Below are 19481 nucleotides of genomic sequence, written 5' to 3'. Positions count from 1 at the left end.
CGACTTGCTGACTTCATGCCGATGCATTCACTTTCCCGATTCGTTATCGCCGCCGCCTGCGTCGCGGCCCTGGCCGGCTGCGCCACCACCGCCAACGTCCCGCTGGCCAACCCGACCGCCCAGGTGGGCGCCTACCGCGACACCATCGACCTGAACGGCCGCCTGGCCGCGAACTACCAGAAGGATGGCCAGCCGCAATCGATCAACGGCAATTTCACGTGGGCGCAGCGCCCCGGCCGCATCGATGTCTCCCTGTTCTCGCCGCTGGGCCAGACCGTCGCCGAGATCACGGTCACGCCCGAGACCGCGACGTTGAAACAGTCCGGCCGCGCGCCGCGCGTGGAAAAAGACATCGACACACTGACGGCGAAGTCCCTCGGCTGGACCCTGCCCGTGAGCGGCCTGCGCGACTGGCTGCAGGGCTATGCCGTCGACGCGAGCGGCAAGCGCTTCACGGCGTCGCCCGCGCACGACAGCGTCGTCACGAACGACGGCTGGCGCCTGCGTTTCGTGGAATGGCAGAACGGCCCGGGCGGCGCCCCGATGCCGCGCCGCATCGATGCCGAGCGCAGCACGACGGCCGTCGGCGATGCGCTGACGATCCGCATCGTCATCGATCCGGTGGCGTGACATGGCGCCGACGTCTCTGCACAACTGTCCCGCGCCGGCCAAGCTGAACCTGTTCCTGCACGTCGTGGGCCGCCGGCCGGACGGCTACCACCTGCTGCAATCCGTGTTCCAACTCATCGACCGCAGCGACACGCTGCACTTCGATGTGCGGAGCGACGAGCGCATCGTGCGCACGACGGATGTGCCCGGCGTGCCGGAAGAGCAGGACCTGATCGTCCGCGCACTGCGCGCGCTGCAGGCGGAATACCAGCGCCGTCACGGGCACCTGCCGCCCGGCATCGACGTCGCCGTCGAGAAATGCCTGCCGATGGGCGGCGGACTCGGCGGTGGCTCGTCCGACGCGGCCACGGCGCTGATGGCGGCCAATCATGTATGGCAGGCCGGCCTGACGGATGCCGAGCTGATCGCGCTGGGCCTGCCGCTGGGCGCGGACATCCCGTTTTTCCTGTTCGGCGAGACGGCATTCGCCGAAGGCGTGGGGGAGGCATTGCAGGCCGTGCCGGGGCCGGATTGCTGGTATGTGGTCATCGAACCGGGCGTGTCCGTTCCCACCGTTGCAATTTTTACGGCCCCCGATTTGACAAGAAACACGAAAGCCATCACAATATCGGACTTTTCCAGACGACATGTCGAATCGAATGATTTGATTGGCTTCGGAAAAAATGATTTGCAGGACGTGGCAGCCCGCTTGTTCCCGCCGGTAGCAGAGGCGATCGAATGGTTGGGTGGTTACGGAGCGGCCAGGATGACTGGTTCGGGCTCGTGCGTGTTTTGCGCATTTTCCACAGAGCAGGAAGCTGAACGGGTACTGAAGCATGTGCCGGCTCGGTGGAGGGCGTGGAAAGCGAAAGCGCTGCAGCGACATCCGATGAAATCGCTCTTGCAAATCAACGAGTTGTAGAATAAAATTTTGCCTGTCGACGCATTCGACGATATAATAATCGAGTGCAGCGGCAAGCTGTAAGTTTCAGTGTAGGGGAATCGCCAAGCTGGTTAAGGCACCGGATTTTGATTCCGGCATACCAAGGTTCGAATCCTTGTTCCCCTGCCAAAGTTTCTTTGCCTGAGCTGATGATGACACGTGCTCCAGCAGGCAGATAAAAATGGAGCCGCCAATGAGCGGCTCATTTTTTTTTGTGGTTCAGCGTTAATCATCCGACGATTAGCGACTTTTCAAGTTTCTTTCAACGCTCTTACATCTCTGGGACTCCCATGGCTTACGAAAACCTGATGGTTTTTACCGGCAATGCCAATCCGGCGCTAGCAGAAGGGGTCGCAAAAAACCTCGGCATTCCTCTCGGCAAAGCCGTAGTTTCGAAGTTCTCCGACGGCGAAGTCATGGTCGAAATCAACGAGAACGTTCGCGGCAAGGACGTCTTCGTTCTGCAATCGACCTGCGCTCCCACTAACGACAGCCTGATGGAAATCATGCTGATGGTCGACGCTCTCAAGCGCGCATCGGCTGGCCGCATCACCGCGGCGATTCCGTACTTCGGTTATGCCCGCCAGGATCGCCGTCCGCGTTCCGCGCGTGTCGCGATCTCGGCGAAAGTCGTCGCGAACATGCTGCAGGAAGCCGGCGTCGAGCGCGTCCTGATCATGGACCTGCACGCCGACCAGATCCAGGGCTTCTTCGACATCCCGGTCGACAACATCTACGCATCGCCACTGCTGCTGGGTGACCTGCAGAAGCGCAACTACGACGACCTGCTCGTCGTGTCGCCGGACGTCGGCGGCGTGGTGCGTGCCCGTGCGCTGGCCAAGCGCCTCGGCTGCGACCTGGCGATCATCGACAAGCGCCGCCCGAAGGCGAACGTGTCGGAAGTCATGAACATCATCGGTGAAGTCGAAGGCCGCAACTGCGTGATCATGGACGACATGGTCGACACCGCAGGCACGCTGACCAAGGCCGCCGAAGTCCTCAAGGAGCGTGGCGCGAAGAAAGTCGTCGCGTACTGCACGCACCCGGTCCTGTCCGGCCCGGCGATCGAGCGTATCGCGAACTCGCCGCTGGATGAACTGGTCGTCACCGACACGATCCCGCTGAGCCCGGCTGCCCAGGCTTGCGGCAAGATCCGCCAGCTGACCTGCGCACCGCTGCTGGCCGAAACGTTCAAGCGTATCGTCAAGGGCGACTCGGTCATCTCGCTGTTCGTCGACTGATCGAATCAGGTTCCAAGCGCGGCGCGCCTGGCTGAAAAGCCGGCGCGCCGTTGACGTATCAAAGGTTTACAGAATTTCTTGAGCGTGCGCGAGTGCGCTCTTTACCGATGTCCCTGGTCGCGGGGACATCACAACCCGGGCAACCGGGCCGGCACGCGCCGGCATTCGGGCCCACACTTTGGAGTAACACCATGAAAGTAGTCGCATTTGCACGTACTCAGCAGGGGACCGGAGCGAGCCGCCGCCTGCGCAACGCCGGCCAGACCCCGGGCATCATCTACGGTGGCGCCGCTGCCCCGGAACTGATCGCCCTGGATGGCAACGCGTTGTTCCACGCGCTCAAGAAAGAAGCTTTCCACGGTTCGATCCTGGATCTGGAACTGGACGGCAAGACGCAGAAAGTCCTGCTGCGTGACTTCCAGATGCACGCATACAAGCAACTGGTCCTGCACGCTGACTTCCAGCGCGTCGACGCTTCGCAGCCGATCCACGCCAAGGTCGCCCTGCACTTCGTCAACGCCGAGATCTCGCCGGCAGTCAAGCTGAGCGGCGCCATCGTGTCGCACGTGCTGAACGAACTGGACGTGTCCTGCCTGCCGGGCCAACTGCCGGAATTCATCACCGTCGACCTGTCGAAGCTGGAAGCCGGCCAGTCGATCCACGTGTCGCAGCTGGCCCTGCCGGAAGGCGTGACCATCGTTGCTCACGGCAAGGACCAGACCGTCGCCACCTCGTCGATCCCGCGCGGTGCCGCTACGGCCGAAGCCGCTGCCGAGTAATTTTTACTCAGCATCACAAAACCCGCCGCGACGCGAGTCCGGCGGGTTTTTTGTTTGTCAGATCAGTCCCAGCGTCAGCGCCTTGAGCGTGGCGGCGGCCCGCGTCGAGCACGCCAGCTTGCGGAAAATGCTTTCCACGTGCGTGCGCACGGTTGACGGGCTGATCTACATGACCCGCGCCGCTTCCTTGTTGCTTTCGCCCAGGCTGATGCGGCGCAGGACTTCGATTTCGCGGTCGGACAGCAGGCTCTTGCGGGCCGGTGCCGCTGGGGCAGGGCCGCCGGCCGCCGGAACGCCGGCCGCCGGGACGCCGGCCGCCGGGACGCCGGCCGCCGGGACGCCGGCCGCTTCAATAACGTGGCGTATGGCATCCGCATCGAAGCTTTGTGTTTGCCCCGCCAGCACGCGCGCAGCCTCATCTTGTGAATACGCCGGACGCCAGGGCCGCGGCATGCACAGCGCCACGTAAGCGCACGCGGCCGCCAGCAGGCGGTGCGGCAGACCGAGCCCATCGGCATCCAGGTTGCGGAAATAGCCGCTGCCGTCCAGCCGTTCGTAGGCGTGCGACGCCAGTGCGGCTTCAAGACGCAGGGTCGGGATCTGGACGCCGGCCCGCGCGGTCCAGTACGGCACGAGCCGGATCTTTTCCCAGTCGGCGGCGCTGAGTTTTCCCTCCCGTTCCCATATCGTGTTCGATACCGCTGCGCGGCCCATGCCGTGGATGAGGGCGGCGCGGCCGAGACTTTGCTGCTGGGCCGGCGACAGGTCCGCGCGCGCGGCGGCCGCTTCCACCAGCTCGGCCACGCGGCGCGAGTAACCCGCGAGCCACGGCAGCTTCAACTCCATCATGTCGGCCACGATGGACAGCGGCACGTGCCGCGCCAGCAGCGGGTCGACGGCCGCCGGCGCCGGCGTGTCCAGTTCGTCCAGCCACGCCTGCGCGTGCCCGGCAAGCAGGCGCGCGAGCGGCGCCGGGTACTTGCGGCCGGCCATCCGGGCGATCATCTGCAGCGCCTCGGGCAGGCCATGCGTGCGCGCGAGGATCTCGAGGTCGCCGGCCAGGCTCGTGTAGAAGACGACGGTCGGAATGGCCGATCCGCGCAACCGTTCCGGCAGGCCATTGCCATCGTAATGCTCCCAGACGTGACGCAGCCCCGCCTCGACTTCCGCCGGCAGACCCAGCAGGCCGGCGATGTCGCCCGACACCTCGCAGTGGATGCGTGCCAGCGGCGTCACGCTCTGGACCGTCAGCGGATTGTCCGCGGGCAGCGTCTGCGTGAGCATGGCGTCGCGGCCCCCGACGTCGTCGCCGAGCAGGGTCGCGAAGCCGGACGCGTTCGCCGTGCAGCCGGACCAGCGCAGCAGGGCGACGAGCCGCGCATGGCAGCAGGTGTCAAGCGTAGCGCCGTCGGCCTGCGCGAGGCGCGCCGCGAGTCGTGCCGCGCGGATGGAGCCATCGGTCGGCTGGCCCATGGACAGGTCGCCGACAAGGGCCAGGGCCTGGACGGCGTCTTCGACGGAGACGGTGTTGTCGATTTGCATCCCGGTACTGTAACGACGATGACGTGCGGCGGCAAGGTCGGGGTCGGTCGATCGACCGATACCGCGGTTCGGTCCGTCTCTCTACACTGGCTTCCATCGACACCCCAACCACGAACCACCTACTGACCAACTAAGGGAGCCATCATGAAAGCATCGATCACCACCGTCCTCCGCAGCGTCGCCGCCGCTGCCGCCATCGCCTCCGCCGGCACCGGTTTCGCCCACGCCGCCACCGCCGCCGAGCAACCGTCCGTCGTCATCGTCCACGGCGCATTCGCCGACGGCTCCGACTGGGCCAAAGTGATCCCGCTGCTGCAGGCCAAGGGCGTCAAGGTCACGGCCGTGCAGAACAGCCTGACGTCGCTGGCCGACGACGTCGCCGCCACCAAACGCGCGATCGACAACCAGCCGGGCAAGGTCGTGCTCGTCGGCCACTCGTGGGGCGGTACCGTGATCACGGAAGCGGGCGCGGGCGACAAGGTCGCGAGCCTCGTCTACGTTGCCGCGTTCGCACCGGACGCCGGCCAGGCTACCAGCGACCTCGGCAAGGACTTGCCGCCTGCGCCGGGCATCACCAAGCTGACGGTCGACAAGTTCGGCTTCGCCAGCCTGTCGCCGGCCGTGCTGAAAGAGAATTTCGCCCAGGACGTGCCCGCTGATCACGCCGCCGTGATGGCCGCCACCCAGGGCCCGATCGCAGTGAAAGCGTTCGGCGAGAAGACGACGGTCGCTGCGTGGAAAAACCACCCGAGCTGGTACATCGTCAGCAAGAACGACCGCATGATCCAGCCGGACCTGGAGCGCCGCTTCGCGAAGGCCATCGGCGCGAAGACGACTGAGCTGCCGACCAGCCACGTGCCGCAGCAGTCGCGTCCGGCGGACGTCGCCAAGGTGATCCTGGACGCTGTCGCCGCGAGCAAATAAGCGCTCAATGATCGTTCACGCGGCCGCGCCAGCCGCGTTTTACGTGATAATCGAGCTTTACGCTCGATTTTCACGTTTTATGCACATTCGCCTGATCGTCGGCCTCGGCAACCCCGGCCCGGAATACGAACAAACCCGTCACAACGCCGGCTTCTGGCTCGTCGACAACCTCGCCAACTCATTGCCCGGCTGCCACCTGCAGCGCGAATCGCGCTTCAACGCCATGGTCGCCAAGACATCGATCTCGGGCAAGGACGTCTGGCTGCTCGAGCCGCTGACCTTCATGAACCGCTCCGGCCAGTCCGTCGGCGGCCTGGCACGCTTCTTCAAGATCGGACCGGAAGAGATCCTCGTCGTGCACGACGAACTCGACCTGCCACCGGGCGCCGCCAAGCTCAAGCGCGGTGGTTCCTCGGGCGGCCACAACGGCCTGAAGGACATCACGGCCGCGCTCGGCACCCAGGATTACTGGCGCCTCCGCCTGGGCATCGGCCATCCGCGCACGCTGAATTTGCAGCAGGCCGTGGCCGACTTCGTGCTGCATCGCCCGCGCCGCGAAGAGCAGACCCTGATCGAGGAAGCCATCGATAAAAGCCTGCGCATCATTCCGATGGTATGCGAAGGCAAGATGAGCGCTGCGACGACGCAGCTGCACACTGACTGACGTTGCCGCAAACCGGGGTCAGAGCCCGAAATTTGGAAATTGCTCAAAATCGGGCTCTGACCCCGGTGTTCACGAGTCTCAGATCAGCCCGCGCGCCAGCGCCTTCAACGTGGCTGCGGGGCGTGAGCCCGATTCCAGCTTCTGAAAGATATTGTCGACGTGCATGCGGACGCTCGCCGGCGTGATGCGCATGGCGCGGGCCGCCTCGCGGCTCGTTTCGCCCCGGCTGATGTGGCGCAGCACTTCGAGTTCCCGATCGGATAGCAGGCGGTCGCGCACGGGCGGCCGTTGTGCGGGGCCGCGGGCCGCCGCGAGGACGGCCTCGACAGCCTGGCGGTCGAAGCGTCCGGCCGCCGCCTGTGCCGTCATCAACGTGGACGCGGCCGCCTCGCCATGCGCGGGCCGCCATGGCCGCGGCGAGCACAGCGAGACGAACGCGGCGGCGGCGCCAAGCAGCCGTTCCTGCATGCCTAGCGCTTCGCCGCGCGCCTTGCGGAAATAACCGCTGCCGTCGAGGCGCTCGTAGATGAAGGACGCGAGCGTGGCCTCGTTCTGGATCGCGGGTATCTGCGTGCCCGCGCGCGCCGTCCAGAACGGCACCTTGCGGACCTGGTCCCAGTCATCCGCATCGAGCTTGCCCGGCCGCTCCCACACGACGTTCGGTATGGCCACCTTGCCGATGCCGTGCAGCAGCGCGGCTCGCACCAGCGGACTTTCTTCGAGTGCCATCATGCCGGCCAGCGACGCACTGCGCCGCGCCAGCGCGGCCACGCGGCGCGAATAGCCCGTGAGCCACGGCAGCTTCAGTTCGATGACGTCGGCCACGATGGACAACGGCACGCGCCGGTCGTGGCCGGGATAATCGGCCGCGCAGGACGGTTCTTCCAGCATGTCGAGCCAGTCCTGCGCATGTGGCGACAGTCTCTGCACGAACGTCGCCGGATATTTCACGCCGGCGCGCTCGCCGATCAGGCGCAAGGCGCCGTCCGTCCCGTGCGCGGGCGCCAGCACTTCCAGGTCGCCGGCCAGGCGCACGTAGAACACGGCGCGCGGGATGTTCGGGGCGAACAGCACGTCCTGCATGTCGCCGCGGTGGTGGCTGCCGAACAGGTGGCGCAGGCTGTCCTCGACGTCTCCCGGCAACCCGAGCAGCACGGCGATATCGCCCGCCACCTCGCACTGCATCTGCGCCAGCGGCATCACGTTGGCGAACGTGAGGCCGGCGTGGCCGGACAATGTCCGCGTCACCATCGCATGGCGGCCCCTGACGTCGTCGCCCAGCAGGTGCGCGAATCCGGCCGCCGTCGCCGTGCTGCCCGACCAGCGCAGCAGCGCCACCATTCTCGTGCTCGTACACGCATCGGCACCGTCGCCGTTTTCTTCCGCCAGCCGGGCGGCGAGCCGCGCCGTGCGGATGGAGTGATCCGGCGGCAGGCCCATGGACAGGTCGCCGACCATGGCCAGCACCTGCACGGCGTCTTCGACGGTAATGGTTTCATCGGGTTGCATGGCACTAATGTAACGGCCATTGCCCTGGCGTACAAGGCGCGCGACAGTTCACTGTGCTAGGCTGCCGCCATGAAGATCAGTATCCGCCGCTACCGTCCGGACGACCGCAAGGCCGTGCTGGCGGCCTTTCGCTCCAATGTGCCGGCTCACTTTCCGGCATCGGAAGAATCATGGCTGCGTTCCGCGCTGGACGACCCGGACGGTCCGCTGTTCGTCGTGGTCGAGGCGGGCGAGATCGTCGGCTTCGGCGGCTACGAATTGTCCGAGTTCTACGACCTCGGCACGCTCGTGTTCGGCCTCGTGCGGGCCGACCGCCACGGCACGGGCATCGGCCGCGCGCTGCTGGCCTATCGCCTGCTGCACATGGCCGGACGCAAGCTGCGGCCCCGCTACGTGACGGTCGATACGCATCCACACACGGCCGGCTTTTTCAAACGCTGCGGCTTCATCGAGATCGCCCGCTGGCCCGGCGGCTACCGTTCGGGACGGGACCGCGTCGACCTGCGCTTCGATCTCACGGACGAGGCCGTGGCCAGGCTGCACGCGTGCGGGTGGCGCGAGGCGTTTGCGCGTGATGGCACTGTCTGAGCGCCCGGGTTTGATCTTTGCATCGGTCGCGATGGCGACCCGGCTGCGCAGGTCGCGCCGGATGCGTTCCAGCGCCGGTTGCATGGCACGGGCATCGATCGGCGAGCAGGTCGCACGGCCGTGGCGGAATGTGAGGCGGCGCTTGACCAGCACGCCGTCGCTCTCGCGCACATACGTCGCGCGATAGAAGATGCCGCCAGTAATCACGCTGGCCGGCGCCGGCAGCGACGTGAGCCGCAGGCCCGGCGGCAGGCGGAGGCGGGTCTCGTCCTCCGCGTCGATGGCCGGGCAGACGAAGTCGTGGCGCCGGTCGCGTTCCTGCGTCAGGCCTGCCACGGCGGCGTCCACGACGCTCCAGGCGCGGTGGCTGGTTGCGAGCGTCCGTCCCGTGCGCAAGGCGCCAACATTGTCGGTGCCGGACAGCGTCAGCGTGTCGTCATCGCCGCCCTGTTTCACGTCGCGCAGGTTGGTTCGTGCGGCATGCTCGCGCCCGCCTCCCGCGACATCGCGCGCCATCGCGCGCAAGGGCTCGGCCAGCGCGCCGGACATGGCCCGGTCCACGTTGAAGCTGACATGTCCGTCGCGACCGACGTCGACCGTGGCCACCGCGCGGACCTTCTGCGGCTGCAGCACCGGCGTCATCGCGAACGTGCCGCTCCTGATCAACAGCACGGGCTTGCCCAGCAACGCAGGCGGCAAATAGCCGGCCTGGACGGATGCCGCCGCCGGGTCGACGAACAGGTCCAGCGCCGGCACGTACAGGATCATGTGGTCGAGGACGGCCAGCACGGGCGCGTCCGGCAGCCGGTAGGCGTTGCCGCCGTTGACGAGGGCCGGCGTACTGTCGATGCCGATGGCGGCCAGCATGGCTTGCAGCCGCGTGGCGTGGTCCTTGTCGTCGCCGCGGCGGACGTTGTTCCGCACCCAGTCCGACAGGGCCAGCACGCGGGCGGGCGTGTCGGGCAGTTCGTCGGCCAGCCGGTGCGCCAGTGCCGCGAGGGCGGGAGAGGGCAGCGCCTTGCCGGCCGCGGCGTCGCGTACGGCGGCGGCGAGCGCCGGGTAGTCGGCGAAGGTGGACACGGCCAGGCGGTGCCCGTCGTCGAGCACGCTGACGGCGCCAGCCTCGCCATGCCCATCGGCCTCGTTCACGTAGCGCCACTGGTAGCGCCGCCGGCCCGGGGGACTGTCGGCCGGTACCGGCACGAAGCCGACGGCATCCGCGTGCAGCGGCAGGGTGGACGGCATGTCGTAGACCACGGTGGTGTTCCGGTGGAATTGAAAAGGCATGACCGCCACGTCTTCGAAGTGGCCGGGCAACGGCGGTATGCGGCGGCGGATGACGTAGTGCACGACCAGCTGGTCGCCCAGCGCCGCATCGGGGAACACGACGGTTCTCGTGCGCGCGTCCGGCTGATCGTGGATGGCGTTCTGCGGCACCGGTATGCGCCGTCCGCCGGGCTTTTGCGTGTATGCGTCCAGCGATACGAGGTCGTCCTGCGCCCTGTCGTAGCGGATGGCGAACCGGCCCTGGTCCCGCAGGGCACGTAACCCGGCGATGGTGCGGACGTCGTCCACGGCAAGCCGGTACGTGCCGTCCTGCTCGACGACATAGTGCCGGACGTGGCGCTCGACGATGGCGGCGGAATCGCTGTCCGTGCCGGCGCGCGCATGGCCGAACGGCGCCAGCAGTGTGACGATCATCAGCATTAGCAGGGCACAATATCTACTGGTCATGCGGGCTCCACATGCTCAAGTCGGAAGGGCGACCGGACCATGTTACGGAGGGCGATCCGTTGACCCTTGAGCCTACGCAATCGTGCTCTTCCTGCGATAATTCCGCGATGAGCGCACTGACTTTCCACGCGGGCCCGCTGGCCCTGGCCCGGATCCGCACGCACGGCTTGCGCGCGGAAGACGTCGCCGTCGTGCCTGCCGCGGCGGGCGGACCAAAGGGTCTCGTGTTCCGCGCCCTCGACCAGTGGGTGTTCGGCGAGTGGTTCCCGCGCGCGCCGCGCGAGCGCGTGCTGATCGGCTCGTCGATCGGCGCCTGGCGCATGGCGGCCGCCTGCCAGCGCGATCCGGTGCAAGCGTTCGCGCGCCTGGGCGAGCTCTACAGTGGCCAGCGCTATACGAGCACGAAGCCGTCGCAGGAACAGATCGACGCCGTCGTGCAGGGCCTGCTGAACGAATTCGTGCGCGGCCACGAGGACGACATCGTCAATCACCCGCACCACCGCCTGCACGTGCTGACGGTGCGCGGCAAGCGCGCCCTCGCGGCGCCCGGCCACCGTCACGCCGAGATGCGCGGATTCGCCGCGGCGGCGCTGCACAACCTCTTTTCGCGCGACAAGCTGGCGCACCTGATGGACCGCGTCGTGCTCGGCGACCGCCGTGCGAACACGCCCTGGCTGCGCGACCGTTTCGACAGCTTCGCCACGCATTTCGCCGCGTTGACGCCCGAGAACCTGACAGCCGGCCTGCTGGCCTCGGGCACCTTGCCGATGCTGATGAAGCCGGTGCGCGACATCGCCGGCGCACCGTCCGGCCACTACTGGGATGGCGGCATCATCGATTACAACCTGGCGCTGCCGTACGCCCGGGTGGCGGCGCAGCCGCCCGGCGACATCGTGCTGTATCCCCATTTCTCCGAGCACATCGTGCCGGGCTGGCTGGACAAGGCGCTGCCATGGCGCCGCGCCGCCCGCGGACCGAACCGCGGCTGGCTGGACAATGTGTTGATCGTGGCGCCGAGCCATGCGTTTCTTGCCAAGATGCCGCGCGGAAAAATCATCGACCGCAGCGATTTCAAGTTCTATGGGCTGGATCACGATGCCCGCATCCGTGCCTGGAGTCAGGCGATGGACGAGGGGGAGCGGCTGCGGGATGCCTTCACGGCATTTGTGAACAAGCCCGATATTGCACGGATTCGTCCGCTTTAAACGACGTAAACAGGCCTGTTTGCGGTCTTTGCAGGCAAGCGGAGGTACAATACGAGGTTTCGTAATTCGACCCTGAAAGCTTCCCATGAGTCTCAAATGCGGCATCGTCGGCCTGCCCAACGTCGGTAAGTCCACCCTGTTCAACGCCCTGACCAAGGCCGGCATCCCGGCTGAAAACTATCCGTTCTGCACCATCGAGCCGAACGTCGGCGTCGTCGAGGTGCCGGATCCGCGCATCGACCAGCTGTCGGCCATCGTCAAGCCGGAGCGTGTCGTCAAAGCCATCGTCGAGTTCGTCGACATCGCAGGCCTCGTGGCCGGCGCGTCGAAGGGCGAGGGCCTGGGCAACCAGTTCCTGTCGCACATCCGCGAGACGGACGCCATCGTCAACGTCGTGCGCTGCTTCGAAGACCCGAACGTCATCCACGTGGCCGGCAAGGTCAGCCCGATCGACGACATCGAAGTCATCCAGACCGAGCTGGCACTGGCCGACATGGGTACCGCCGAGAAAGCCCTGCACCGCGAGCAGAAGAAGGCGCGCGCCGGTGACAAGGATGCGATCAAGCTGGTGGCGATCCTGGAAAAGCTGCTGCCGCACCTGAACGAAGGCCAGCCCGCGCGCACGCTGGGCCTGGACGCCGACCAGCTGGAACTGATCAAGCCGCTGTGCCTGATCACGGCGAAACCGGCCATGTTCGTGGCCAACGTCTCCGAGAGTGGCTTCAAGGACAATCCGCTGCTGGACCTGCTGACGGAATTCGCCAACAAGCAGAACGCGCCGATCGTCGCGATCTCCGCCGCCATTGAATCGGAAATCGCCAACCTGGACGACGCCGACAAGCTGGAATTCCTGGCCGACCTCGGCATGGAAGAGCCGGGCCTCGACCGCCTGATCCGCGCCGCTTTTAAACTGCTGGGCCTGCAGACGTATTTCACGGCCGGCGTGAAGGAAGTGCGCGCCTGGACCGTCCCGATCGGCGCCACCGCCCCGCAGGCGGCCGGCGTGATCCACACGGACTTCGAGCGCGGCTTCATCCGTGCGCAGACCATTTCCTTCGACGACTACATCACCTACAAGGGTGAAGCGGGCGCCAAGGAAGCGGGCAAGATGCGTGCGGAAGGCAAGGAATACATCGTCAAGGATGGGGATGTGTTGAACTTCCTGTTCAACGTTTGATCCAGACTGCAGGCTCCAAGCCCCGGACACCGCAAGGTGCCGGGGCTTTTTTTCACTCGCTATTTGCTCAAACGCAGCTGCAGACCCGTTTCGGTATAGGTCGGGGTCGCGGTGAAACCGTCGACGGCGATGGTCTCGAACTTCCCTTTCAGGCTCGTTGCAGCAATCACCGTCAGCGTGTCGCCAACGGCCGGCTTGTAGCCGTCCAGGAACGTGATCCGCAGCGTGCCGCCGGCGATCGTCGCGGTGCCGCTGACGTTGACGCGTCCTTGCTGGCCGGCACCCAGGCGCAGTTCGAGGGTTGCACCGGCGAGCTGCGTGTAGTTGCCGCCCACGACCAGCGCAGCCGGCGCGTTGCTGGCCACGGTACCGCCGCCGGCGACATAGACGTCGCCGTTGCCGAACGCCCTGGCCGACAGCGCCTCGAGCGTTCCCCCTTCGACCTGGGTGCCGCCCGTCCAGCTGTTCTGACCGCCCAGCTGCAGCGCGCCAGTACCTTGCTTGACTAGCTTCCCGCTGCCGGCAATGTCGTTGCGCCAGCGGTCGGCCGCATTGAAGCCGCCATTGCTCGCATCCATGTTCACGATCACGTTACCGGTGAAGACGGCATAGCCTTCGGCGGCGGCGAACAGATTCAGGCGGCCCCAACCTTCAGGATCGTCCAGGACCGGGTAACCGGAGGCAATCGCGGTGGTTTTCAGCACGACGCGACGCTGCGCATCGGTCAGGTACGGCAGCCGTGTCTCGAGCAGCACTTCGGCGCCCTTCGGCACCACGGCCGGCAGGTTCGTGGCCCCGGTCTGAGGCAGGTTGTAGGTCATGCGCCGGATGTAGTTCGCACGACTGGTGGCGTAGTCGGCGAAACGGTCGTTGGCGGCGGTGCCGGACACGGCGTAGGCCGCAAAGGTCGCCGGCGTGGTGCCGGTCAGCTTCATGAGGGTCGTGTGGGCCTGGGTCACGGCAGCGGAGCGGACGGTGGCACCGGCGGCGATCAGGTTGGCGGCAGCCACGGCCTGCGCCTGTACCCGGCCGCTGATGACATCCAGCGGCGAATGCATGCCGGCGAGGATGCGGCTTTCGCCCAGTTCCAGGCCGCGTCCGACCAATTCCTGGTAGCGCTCGGGCAGCACGTAAGCCATGCCGACGGCATTGCGGGTCGCTTCGGCCGCGTGGCCGCTGGTGAAACCGCCGTCGGTGCTCGGGGTCGTGCTCTTGGCCGGCTCCAGTTGCGGCACCACCTTCACGGCGCTGCTCCAGCGGTAGGGACGCGCATATTTGTAGAAACGCTTGGCGGGCTCGGTCGAGCCATTGTTACCCATCGAGTTGATCAGGTCGACGACCTTGCCGAAGTCGGCATTGGCGTCGCCGCCGACCCCGTTGTTGTTGCCGCCGTCATCGTATTTGACGGTGGTGGCATCCGCCGGAATGTCGGTGATCGTGGTGGTCTGGCGCGTGGCCGTGCGCCAGGCACTGGTCAGCGGACCCATGCCTTCGGTCACGCTGTAGCCCTTGTTGCGGCGATCGTCCAGGTAGGCCTGCAGCGTCTGCTCGGCAGTGCGGTTGGCGGTGGCTTTGACCACGTAGTCGATATTTGCGTTGTGAACGGCCGCGTTGACGATGGTGCCGCCTTGGGTGCCGTCGTTGGGCAGGCCGGTCCAGGTCGATGCGACCACCGCGGGGAAACCATCCACGGCGGGCGCGGTGACGCCGGCGTCGACGATCTCGGTCAAGGGTTTCCAGATGTCGAGCATGCCGCCGAGTACGCGCACGCCGGCGTTGGTCGCCAGGGTTGCATAGCGGGCGTCGCCACGCTGGTTGGTGGCGGCCGTATCGACGAAGGCCAGCGCCGACGGTACCGGCGCCGTGTCGGGTGCGCCCTGGTCGGCGGGCGCGGCCGGAATGACGAGGACGGTGTCGGCATTGTCGTTGCGATCGGAGCCGCCGCAGGCTGTCAGCGCGAGCATGGCGGCGGCAGCGAGGGCGAGAGGAAGACGGTGCATGCGAAACCCTTCAAAGTGAGGTCAAAGCGGAAAAATCGGTCGCATGATATGAGCGGCTGATGACGGCTTAATGACCGACGATTCTTGTAATTAGGGTGAAATATTTGTCAACTAATCTCCGGGCATTCCTTTTGTGAACCTTGGAGAGTTGACGCATGAACCCGAATCCCGACGTGTCCCGCCGCCGCCTGCTTCGCCTGATGGGCGCCACCCCGATGCTGCCGCTGGGCGCCGGCGGCGTGGCCGCTCTGCTGGCCGGCTGCGGCGGCGGCAGCGACAATGACACCCCGACGACCACCGCGCCGACGACGCCGGCCGTGACCCTCGCCAGCGTGTCGTTCGGGTCGATGACGGCGCCGACCCTGGCCGCCGCCGCCGCGATGGCGACGACCTCCGTCGGCTCGACGATGACGGTCAACTTCAGCGACAGCAGCAAGCTCGATTTCAAGCTGTCGTATCAACCGTTCTTCATCACGGGCGACATGGTCCCGAACGGCAGCGGCGGCACCATCCTCGCGGGCGGCTACTACGACATCAACAACAAGCCGATCGTCGACACCACCGTCGCCGGCAAGGAGCGCCAGTTCTTCTCGGACTCGCCGGACGGCACGTCGCTGCTGACGGTGCCGAACGCGAACGTGGCGGGCGTGAAGGGCAATACCGTGTTCGCCGTCGTGCAGTTCGAGTACACGACGTGGGCGCAGGACGGCAAGACCGACATGTACGGCCGGCTGCCGTCGCCGATCGCCGTGCTGACCCTCGACCAGGACAAGACCACCGGCAAGCTGACGCTCGTGAAGTACCACAACGTCGACACCTCCAGCGTGAACGGCCTGTGGATCACGTGCGGCGCGAGCCTGTCGCCGTGGGGCACCCATTTGTCGAGCGAGGAGTACGAGCCGAACGCCTACCTCGCCGCCTCCGATGCGCAATTCAAGGCCTTCAGCAAGAACCTGTACGGCGACGAGACGAAGGCGAACCCGTACAACTACGGCCACCTGCCGGAAGTGACGGTCAACGCGGACGGCACCGCATCGATCAAGAAGCACTACTGCCTCGGCCGCATCTCGCACGAGCTGGTGCAGGTCATGCCGGACAACCGCACCGTGATCATGGGCGACGACGCCACCAACAGCGGCTACTTCGCGTTCGTGGCCGACAAGGAAAAAGACCTGTCGGCGGGCACGCTGTACGTGGCCAAGGTCGGTACCGGCTTCTCGCTGGACCCGGCCGCAGCCGCCGCACCGCTCACGTGGATCAAGCTGGGTGCCGCGACGAGCGCCGAGATCCGCTCGCTGGCCGCGTCGCTGAAACCGGCCGACATCATGGACGTCAAGACCACCGACCCGGCGGATGCCACCTACACGAAGGTCACCGCCAACGGCCGCGTCGAGTGGATCAAGGTGAAGGCCGGCATGGAAAAGGCGGCCGCGTTCCTGGAGACGCACCGCTACGCCGCCCTCGTCGGCGCATCGATGGGCTTCACGAAGATGGAAGGCACCACCGTCAACATCAAGGACAAGATCGTCTACTCGGCCCTGCAGAACTGCCAGAGCTCGATGGTCGCCGGTAACGCGCTGAACGTGCCGGGCAACGGCATCTCGATCCCGAAGGCGCTGAACGCGGGCGCCGTCATGATGCTGAACCTGAAGGGCGGCCAGAAGGACACGGCCGGCAACGCCATCAACAGCGAGTGGATGCCGGCGGATACGAAGGCGCTGCTGGTCGGCGAAGACATCGCCGCCGACGCCCTCGGCAACACGGCCAACCCGGACAAGGTGGGCAACCCGGACAACCTGAAGTTTTCGGAAAAGATGCGCACGCTGTTCATCGGCGAGGACAGCAGCCAGCACGTGAACAACTTCCTGTGGGCGTACAACGTCGACACGAAGCAGCTTTCTCGCCTGCTGTCCGTGCCGGCGGGCGGCGAGTCGACGGGCCTGCATGCCGTCGACGACGTCAATGGCTGGACCTACATCATGAGCAACTTCCAGCATCCGGGCGACTGGGGCGGCATCCACGCCGGTGTCAAGGGCACGCTGGAGCCGCTCATCAAGGCCAATTACAAGGACAAGTTCGGGGCGGCGGTCGGGTACCTGACCGGTGAACTGGCGCAGTTCAAGCTGGCGAAGGCGTAACGCGTTCCACCGTTCGTCGGGTTCAGAAGAGCCCGACGAACTCCCGCGCCGCCGAATACGGATCCGGCGCCTGCACCACGCTGCTGATCGCCGCGACCACATCGGCCCCGCGCGACACGAGCGGCCGCGCGTTCGCCGGCGTCATCCCGCCAATCACGACCACCGGCACGCACAGGCTGGCCTTGGCCTGCAGGACGATGTCCGGCGGCGTCGTCACCGCATACTTCTTCACGAGCGACGGATAAAAACCGCCGAACGCGACATAGCTCGCGCCCGCGCCCTGCGCGCGGCGCGCCAGTTCCAGGTCGCCGTAGCACGACGCGCCCACGATCTTGTCCGGGCCGACGAGCCCCCGCACCGCCGCCACCGGCGCATCGAGGCCGCCCACGTGGATGCCGTCCGCATCGAGCTCGGTGCACAACGCGACGTGGTCGTTGATGACCAGCGGCCGGCCGTTGCGGCGGCACAGCGCGAGCAGGGCAGAGGCCTGTTCGCGGCGCAGCGCCGGCCCCGCATCCTTGTGGCGGTACTGGATCAGCGCGGCGCCGGCGCGCAGCGCCTGCTCCGTCACGGCCAGCAGGCGGTCGGTGTCGTCCCAGTTCGGGGTCACCAGGTACAAACCTCGCATATCTGTTCTCCTATGGATGGATGCGGCGCGGGATGCGCTGGCCCGGCGCGATGGCGTACGAGTGTGCGAGCGTCCGGTCGCAATAGCGCTGGCCCAGTTCGAGCGCCTGCGCCATCGTGTCCCCCAGCGCCAGGCGCGCCGCGATGCTCGATGCGAGCGTGCAGCCGCTGCCGTGGAATTCGCCGCGCAGCCGCGGCCAGCGCCATTCGCGCGCGCCCGTGGCCGAGAGCCAGCGGTTGACGACGTCGGCGCCGTTGGCGTGTCCGCCCGTGACGAGCACGTGAGGCCAGGGCAGGTCGGCGCCCGTCGTGGAGATGCCGAGCGCCGCCGCCTCCGGCAGGTTCGGTACGACGAGCGTCGCCAGGGCCAGCAGCGGCGCCAGCGCAGCGAGGGCGTCGCCGCGCGCCAGGCTGTCGCCGCGGCCGCTGGCCAGCACCGGGTCCAGGACGACGGGCAGGCCGGGCCGGCGCACGCGCAGCATGCGGATGATGCCGGCGATGGCTTCCGCGTTTTCTCGGCTGCCGGGAATGCCGATCTTCACCGCGCAGATCGGCATCGTGTCGGCCAGCACCACGGCCTGGCGCAGCAGCAGGCCCGCGTCGACGGGCACCACTTCGCGCACGGCGTTGTTGTCCTGGACCGTCAGCGCCGTCACGAGCGGCAGCGCGTGAGCGCCCTGGGCCGATATCGCTTCGATGTCGGCCTGGATGCCGGCGCCACCCGACGGATCGAGGCCGGCGCACACGAGGACGCAGGGCCGCGTGGCGGTCTCCATCAGATCCGGCCCGCCATCGGCGACGACGGCGAAGCCGCGAATTTGCGCGGCATGCGGCCCGCCAGATACGCTTCGCGACCCGCTTCCACCGCGAGGCGCATCGCACCCGCCATACGCACCGGATCCTGCGCGCCGGCGATGGCGCTGTTCATCAGCACGCCGTCGCAGCCCAGTTCCATCGCGATGGCCGCGTCGGACGCCGTGCCGACGCCCGCATCGACGATCACCGGCACCTGCGTCTGCTCGATGATCAGCGACAGGTTCCACGGATTCAGGATGCCCATGCCGGAACCGATCAGCGACGCGAGCGGCATGATCGCCGCGCAGCCGATGTCTTCCAGCATGCGCGCCTGGATCGGGTCATCGCTGCAATAGACCATCACGTCGAAGCCGTCGCGCACCAGTTCGCGCGCGGCGACGAGCGTCTCGGGCATGTTCGGGAACAGCGTTTTTTCGTCGCCCAGCACTTCTAGCTTGACGAGCTTGTGCCCGTTCAGCAGTTCGCGCGCCAGCTGCAAGGTGTACACGGCGTCCTTGGCGTTGTAGCAGCCCGCCGTGTTGGGCAGGATGGTCCAGCGCGACGGCGGCACCACGTCGAGCAAATTCGGTTCGTTCGCGTGCTGGCCGATGTTCACGCGGCGGATCGCCACCGTGATGATGTCGGCGCCCGATGCTTCGGTCGCGGCGCGCGTCTGTTCCAGGTCGCGGTATTTGCCGCTGCCCACCAGCAGGCGCGAGTTGTAGGCCTTGCCGGCGATGGTGAGCGGCCGGTCCGCATGCGTCGTATTCGTCATGTCGTATTCCTTTTGAGGTTCAGGATCAGCCGCCGCCGATGGCGCGCACCACGTCCACGCGGTCGCGCGCCTGCAGGGGCGTGTCGCGCCAGCGCTCGCGCGGCACGACCTGGCGGTTCACGGCCAGCGCGAGCTTCTGTCCCGCGAGGCCCAGCGATTCCACGAGGTCGTGCAGGCTGGCCTGCGCCGGCAGCGTGTGCGCGGCGCCGTTCAGTTCGATCTCGACCATCC

16 protein-coding genes, 1 tRNA gene and 2 pseudogenes are annotated in these 19481 nt (G+C 66.8%); 11 read left to right on the top strand and 8 right to left on the bottom strand.

Going from position 1 to position 19481, the window contains the following annotated elements; translation table 11 throughout:
- Positions 1 to 15 precede the first annotated feature (15 nt).
- The 5 genes from ACEN9G_RS10250 to ACEN9G_RS10230 all read left to right on the top strand — a co-directional run bounded on the left by ACEN9G_RS10250 (position 16) and on the right by ACEN9G_RS10230 (position 3572).
- Positions 16 to 630: an outer membrane lipoprotein LolB gene (locus ACEN9G_RS10250; RefSeq protein WP_413386174.1), complete on the top strand. Its 615-nt coding sequence runs from the start codon at positions 16 to 18 to the stop codon at positions 628 to 630.
- A 1-nt stretch (position 631) separates the two neighbouring features.
- Positions 632 to 1531, top strand: coding sequence for a 4-(cytidine 5'-diphospho)-2-C-methyl-D-erythritol kinase (ispE, locus tag ACEN9G_RS10245; RefSeq protein ID WP_413338969.1), 900 nt, complete (start codon positions 632 to 634; stop codon positions 1529 to 1531).
- Between the two features lie 73 nt (positions 1532 to 1604).
- A tRNA-Gln gene (locus ACEN9G_RS10240) sits at positions 1605 to 1681 on the top strand.
- A 161-nt stretch (positions 1682 to 1842) separates the two neighbouring features.
- Positions 1843 to 2793 (top strand): ribose-phosphate pyrophosphokinase, encoded by a 951-nt coding sequence (locus ACEN9G_RS10235; protein ID WP_056126570.1) that lies wholly within the window; start codon positions 1843 to 1845, stop codon positions 2791 to 2793.
- Between the two features lie 191 nt (positions 2794 to 2984).
- Complete coding sequence (locus ACEN9G_RS10230; RefSeq protein ID WP_413338968.1) at positions 2985 to 3572, top strand: 50S ribosomal protein L25/general stress protein Ctc; 588 nt, start codon at positions 2985 to 2987, stop codon at positions 3570 to 3572.
- A 57-nt stretch (positions 3573 to 3629) separates the two neighbouring features.
- Here ACEN9G_RS10230 and ACEN9G_RS10225 read toward each other — a convergent pair.
- Positions 3630 to 5114 (bottom strand): annotated as a pseudogene (locus ACEN9G_RS10225) (HD domain-containing phosphohydrolase).
- A gap of 144 nt (positions 5115 to 5258) precedes the next feature.
- On the opposite strand from ACEN9G_RS10225, the gene ACEN9G_RS10220 reads away from it, so the two are divergent.
- Entirely contained in the window at positions 5259 to 6038 is a 780-nt protein-coding gene (locus ACEN9G_RS10220) for an alpha/beta fold hydrolase (protein WP_413345313.1), read from the top strand.
- Positions 6039 to 6117: 79 nt separating this feature from the next.
- Entirely contained in the window at positions 6118 to 6702 is a 585-nt protein-coding gene (gene pth / locus ACEN9G_RS10215) for an aminoacyl-tRNA hydrolase (protein WP_413345311.1), read from the top strand.
- 78 nt (positions 6703 to 6780) lie between these two features.
- On the opposite strand, the gene ACEN9G_RS10210 is transcribed toward pth, so the two are convergent.
- Positions 6781 to 8211: an HD domain-containing phosphohydrolase gene (locus ACEN9G_RS10210; RefSeq protein ID WP_483126622.1), complete on the bottom strand. Its 1431-nt coding sequence runs from the start codon at positions 8209 to 8211 to the stop codon at positions 6781 to 6783.
- A gap of 69 nt (positions 8212 to 8280) precedes the next feature.
- Here ACEN9G_RS10210 and ACEN9G_RS10205 point away from each other — a divergent pair, with 69 nt between their 5' ends.
- Positions 8281 to 8799, top strand: a complete 519-nt coding sequence (locus ACEN9G_RS10205) for a GNAT family N-acetyltransferase (RefSeq protein WP_413341998.1) — start codon at positions 8281 to 8283, stop codon at positions 8797 to 8799.
- 1209 nt (positions 8800 to 10008) lie between these two features.
- Here ACEN9G_RS10205 and ACEN9G_RS10200 read toward each other — a convergent pair.
- A pseudogene (locus ACEN9G_RS10200) lies at positions 10009 to 10500 on the bottom strand (DUF3857 domain-containing protein); the annotation flags it as partial.
- Between the two features lie 140 nt (positions 10501 to 10640).
- Here ACEN9G_RS10200 and ACEN9G_RS10195 point away from each other — a divergent pair.
- Together ACEN9G_RS10195 and ychF are read left to right on the top strand one after the other, a co-directional pair.
- Entirely contained in the window at positions 10641 to 11738 is a 1098-nt protein-coding gene (locus ACEN9G_RS10195; RefSeq protein ID WP_413341996.1) for a patatin-like phospholipase family protein, read from the top strand.
- Between the two features lie 85 nt (positions 11739 to 11823).
- On the top strand, positions 11824 to 12915 hold the full coding sequence (ychF, locus tag ACEN9G_RS10190) for a redox-regulated ATPase YchF (protein ID WP_105378846.1): 1092 nt from the start codon (positions 11824 to 11826) through the stop codon (positions 12913 to 12915).
- 59 nt (positions 12916 to 12974) lie between these two features.
- Here ychF and ACEN9G_RS10185 read toward each other — a convergent pair whose 3' ends face one another.
- Positions 12975 to 14915 carry a phosphatase PAP2 family protein gene (locus tag ACEN9G_RS10185; protein ID WP_413341994.1) on the bottom strand — a complete coding sequence of 647 codons (1941 nt, stop codon included), beginning with the start codon at positions 14913 to 14915 and terminating at the stop codon, positions 12975 to 12977.
- Between the two features lie 155 nt (positions 14916 to 15070).
- On the opposite strand from ACEN9G_RS10185, the gene ACEN9G_RS10180 reads away from it, so the two are divergent.
- Positions 15071 to 17053, top strand: a complete 1983-nt coding sequence (locus tag ACEN9G_RS10180; RefSeq protein ID WP_483126621.1) for a PhoX family protein — start codon at positions 15071 to 15073, stop codon at positions 17051 to 17053.
- 22 nt (positions 17054 to 17075) lie between these two features.
- Here the strand turns inward: ACEN9G_RS10180 and thiE are convergent, their stop codons facing one another.
- Genes thiE through thiS form a run of 4 tightly spaced genes read right to left on the bottom strand, consistent with a single transcriptional unit; the run spans position 17076 to position 19479 of the window.
- A complete protein-coding gene (gene thiE, locus ACEN9G_RS10175; RefSeq protein ID WP_413345378.1) occupies positions 17076 to 17681 on the bottom strand; it encodes a thiamine phosphate synthase in 606 nt (201 codons plus the stop codon).
- Between the two features lie 10 nt (positions 17682 to 17691).
- Positions 17692 to 18456, bottom strand: a complete 765-nt coding sequence (gene thiD, locus ACEN9G_RS10170; RefSeq protein WP_483126620.1) for a bifunctional hydroxymethylpyrimidine kinase/phosphomethylpyrimidine kinase — start codon at positions 18454 to 18456, stop codon at positions 17692 to 17694.
- Entirely contained in the window at positions 18456 to 19250 is a 795-nt protein-coding gene (locus ACEN9G_RS10165; RefSeq protein WP_413343944.1) for a thiazole synthase, read from the bottom strand. The genes thiD and ACEN9G_RS10165 overlap by 1 nt, the downstream gene beginning before the upstream one ends.
- A gap of 25 nt (positions 19251 to 19275) precedes the next feature.
- Entirely contained in the window at positions 19276 to 19479 is a 204-nt protein-coding gene (gene thiS / locus ACEN9G_RS10160; protein ID WP_105378838.1) for a sulfur carrier protein ThiS, read from the bottom strand.
- Between the last annotated feature and the right edge of the window lie 2 nt (positions 19480 to 19481).

It is taken from the genome of Massilia sp. Masssp94, assembly GCF_059491305.1.
The sequence above is the reverse complement of the archived record's forward strand: the minus strand, read 5'-3'. Positions and strand labels throughout refer to the sequence as shown.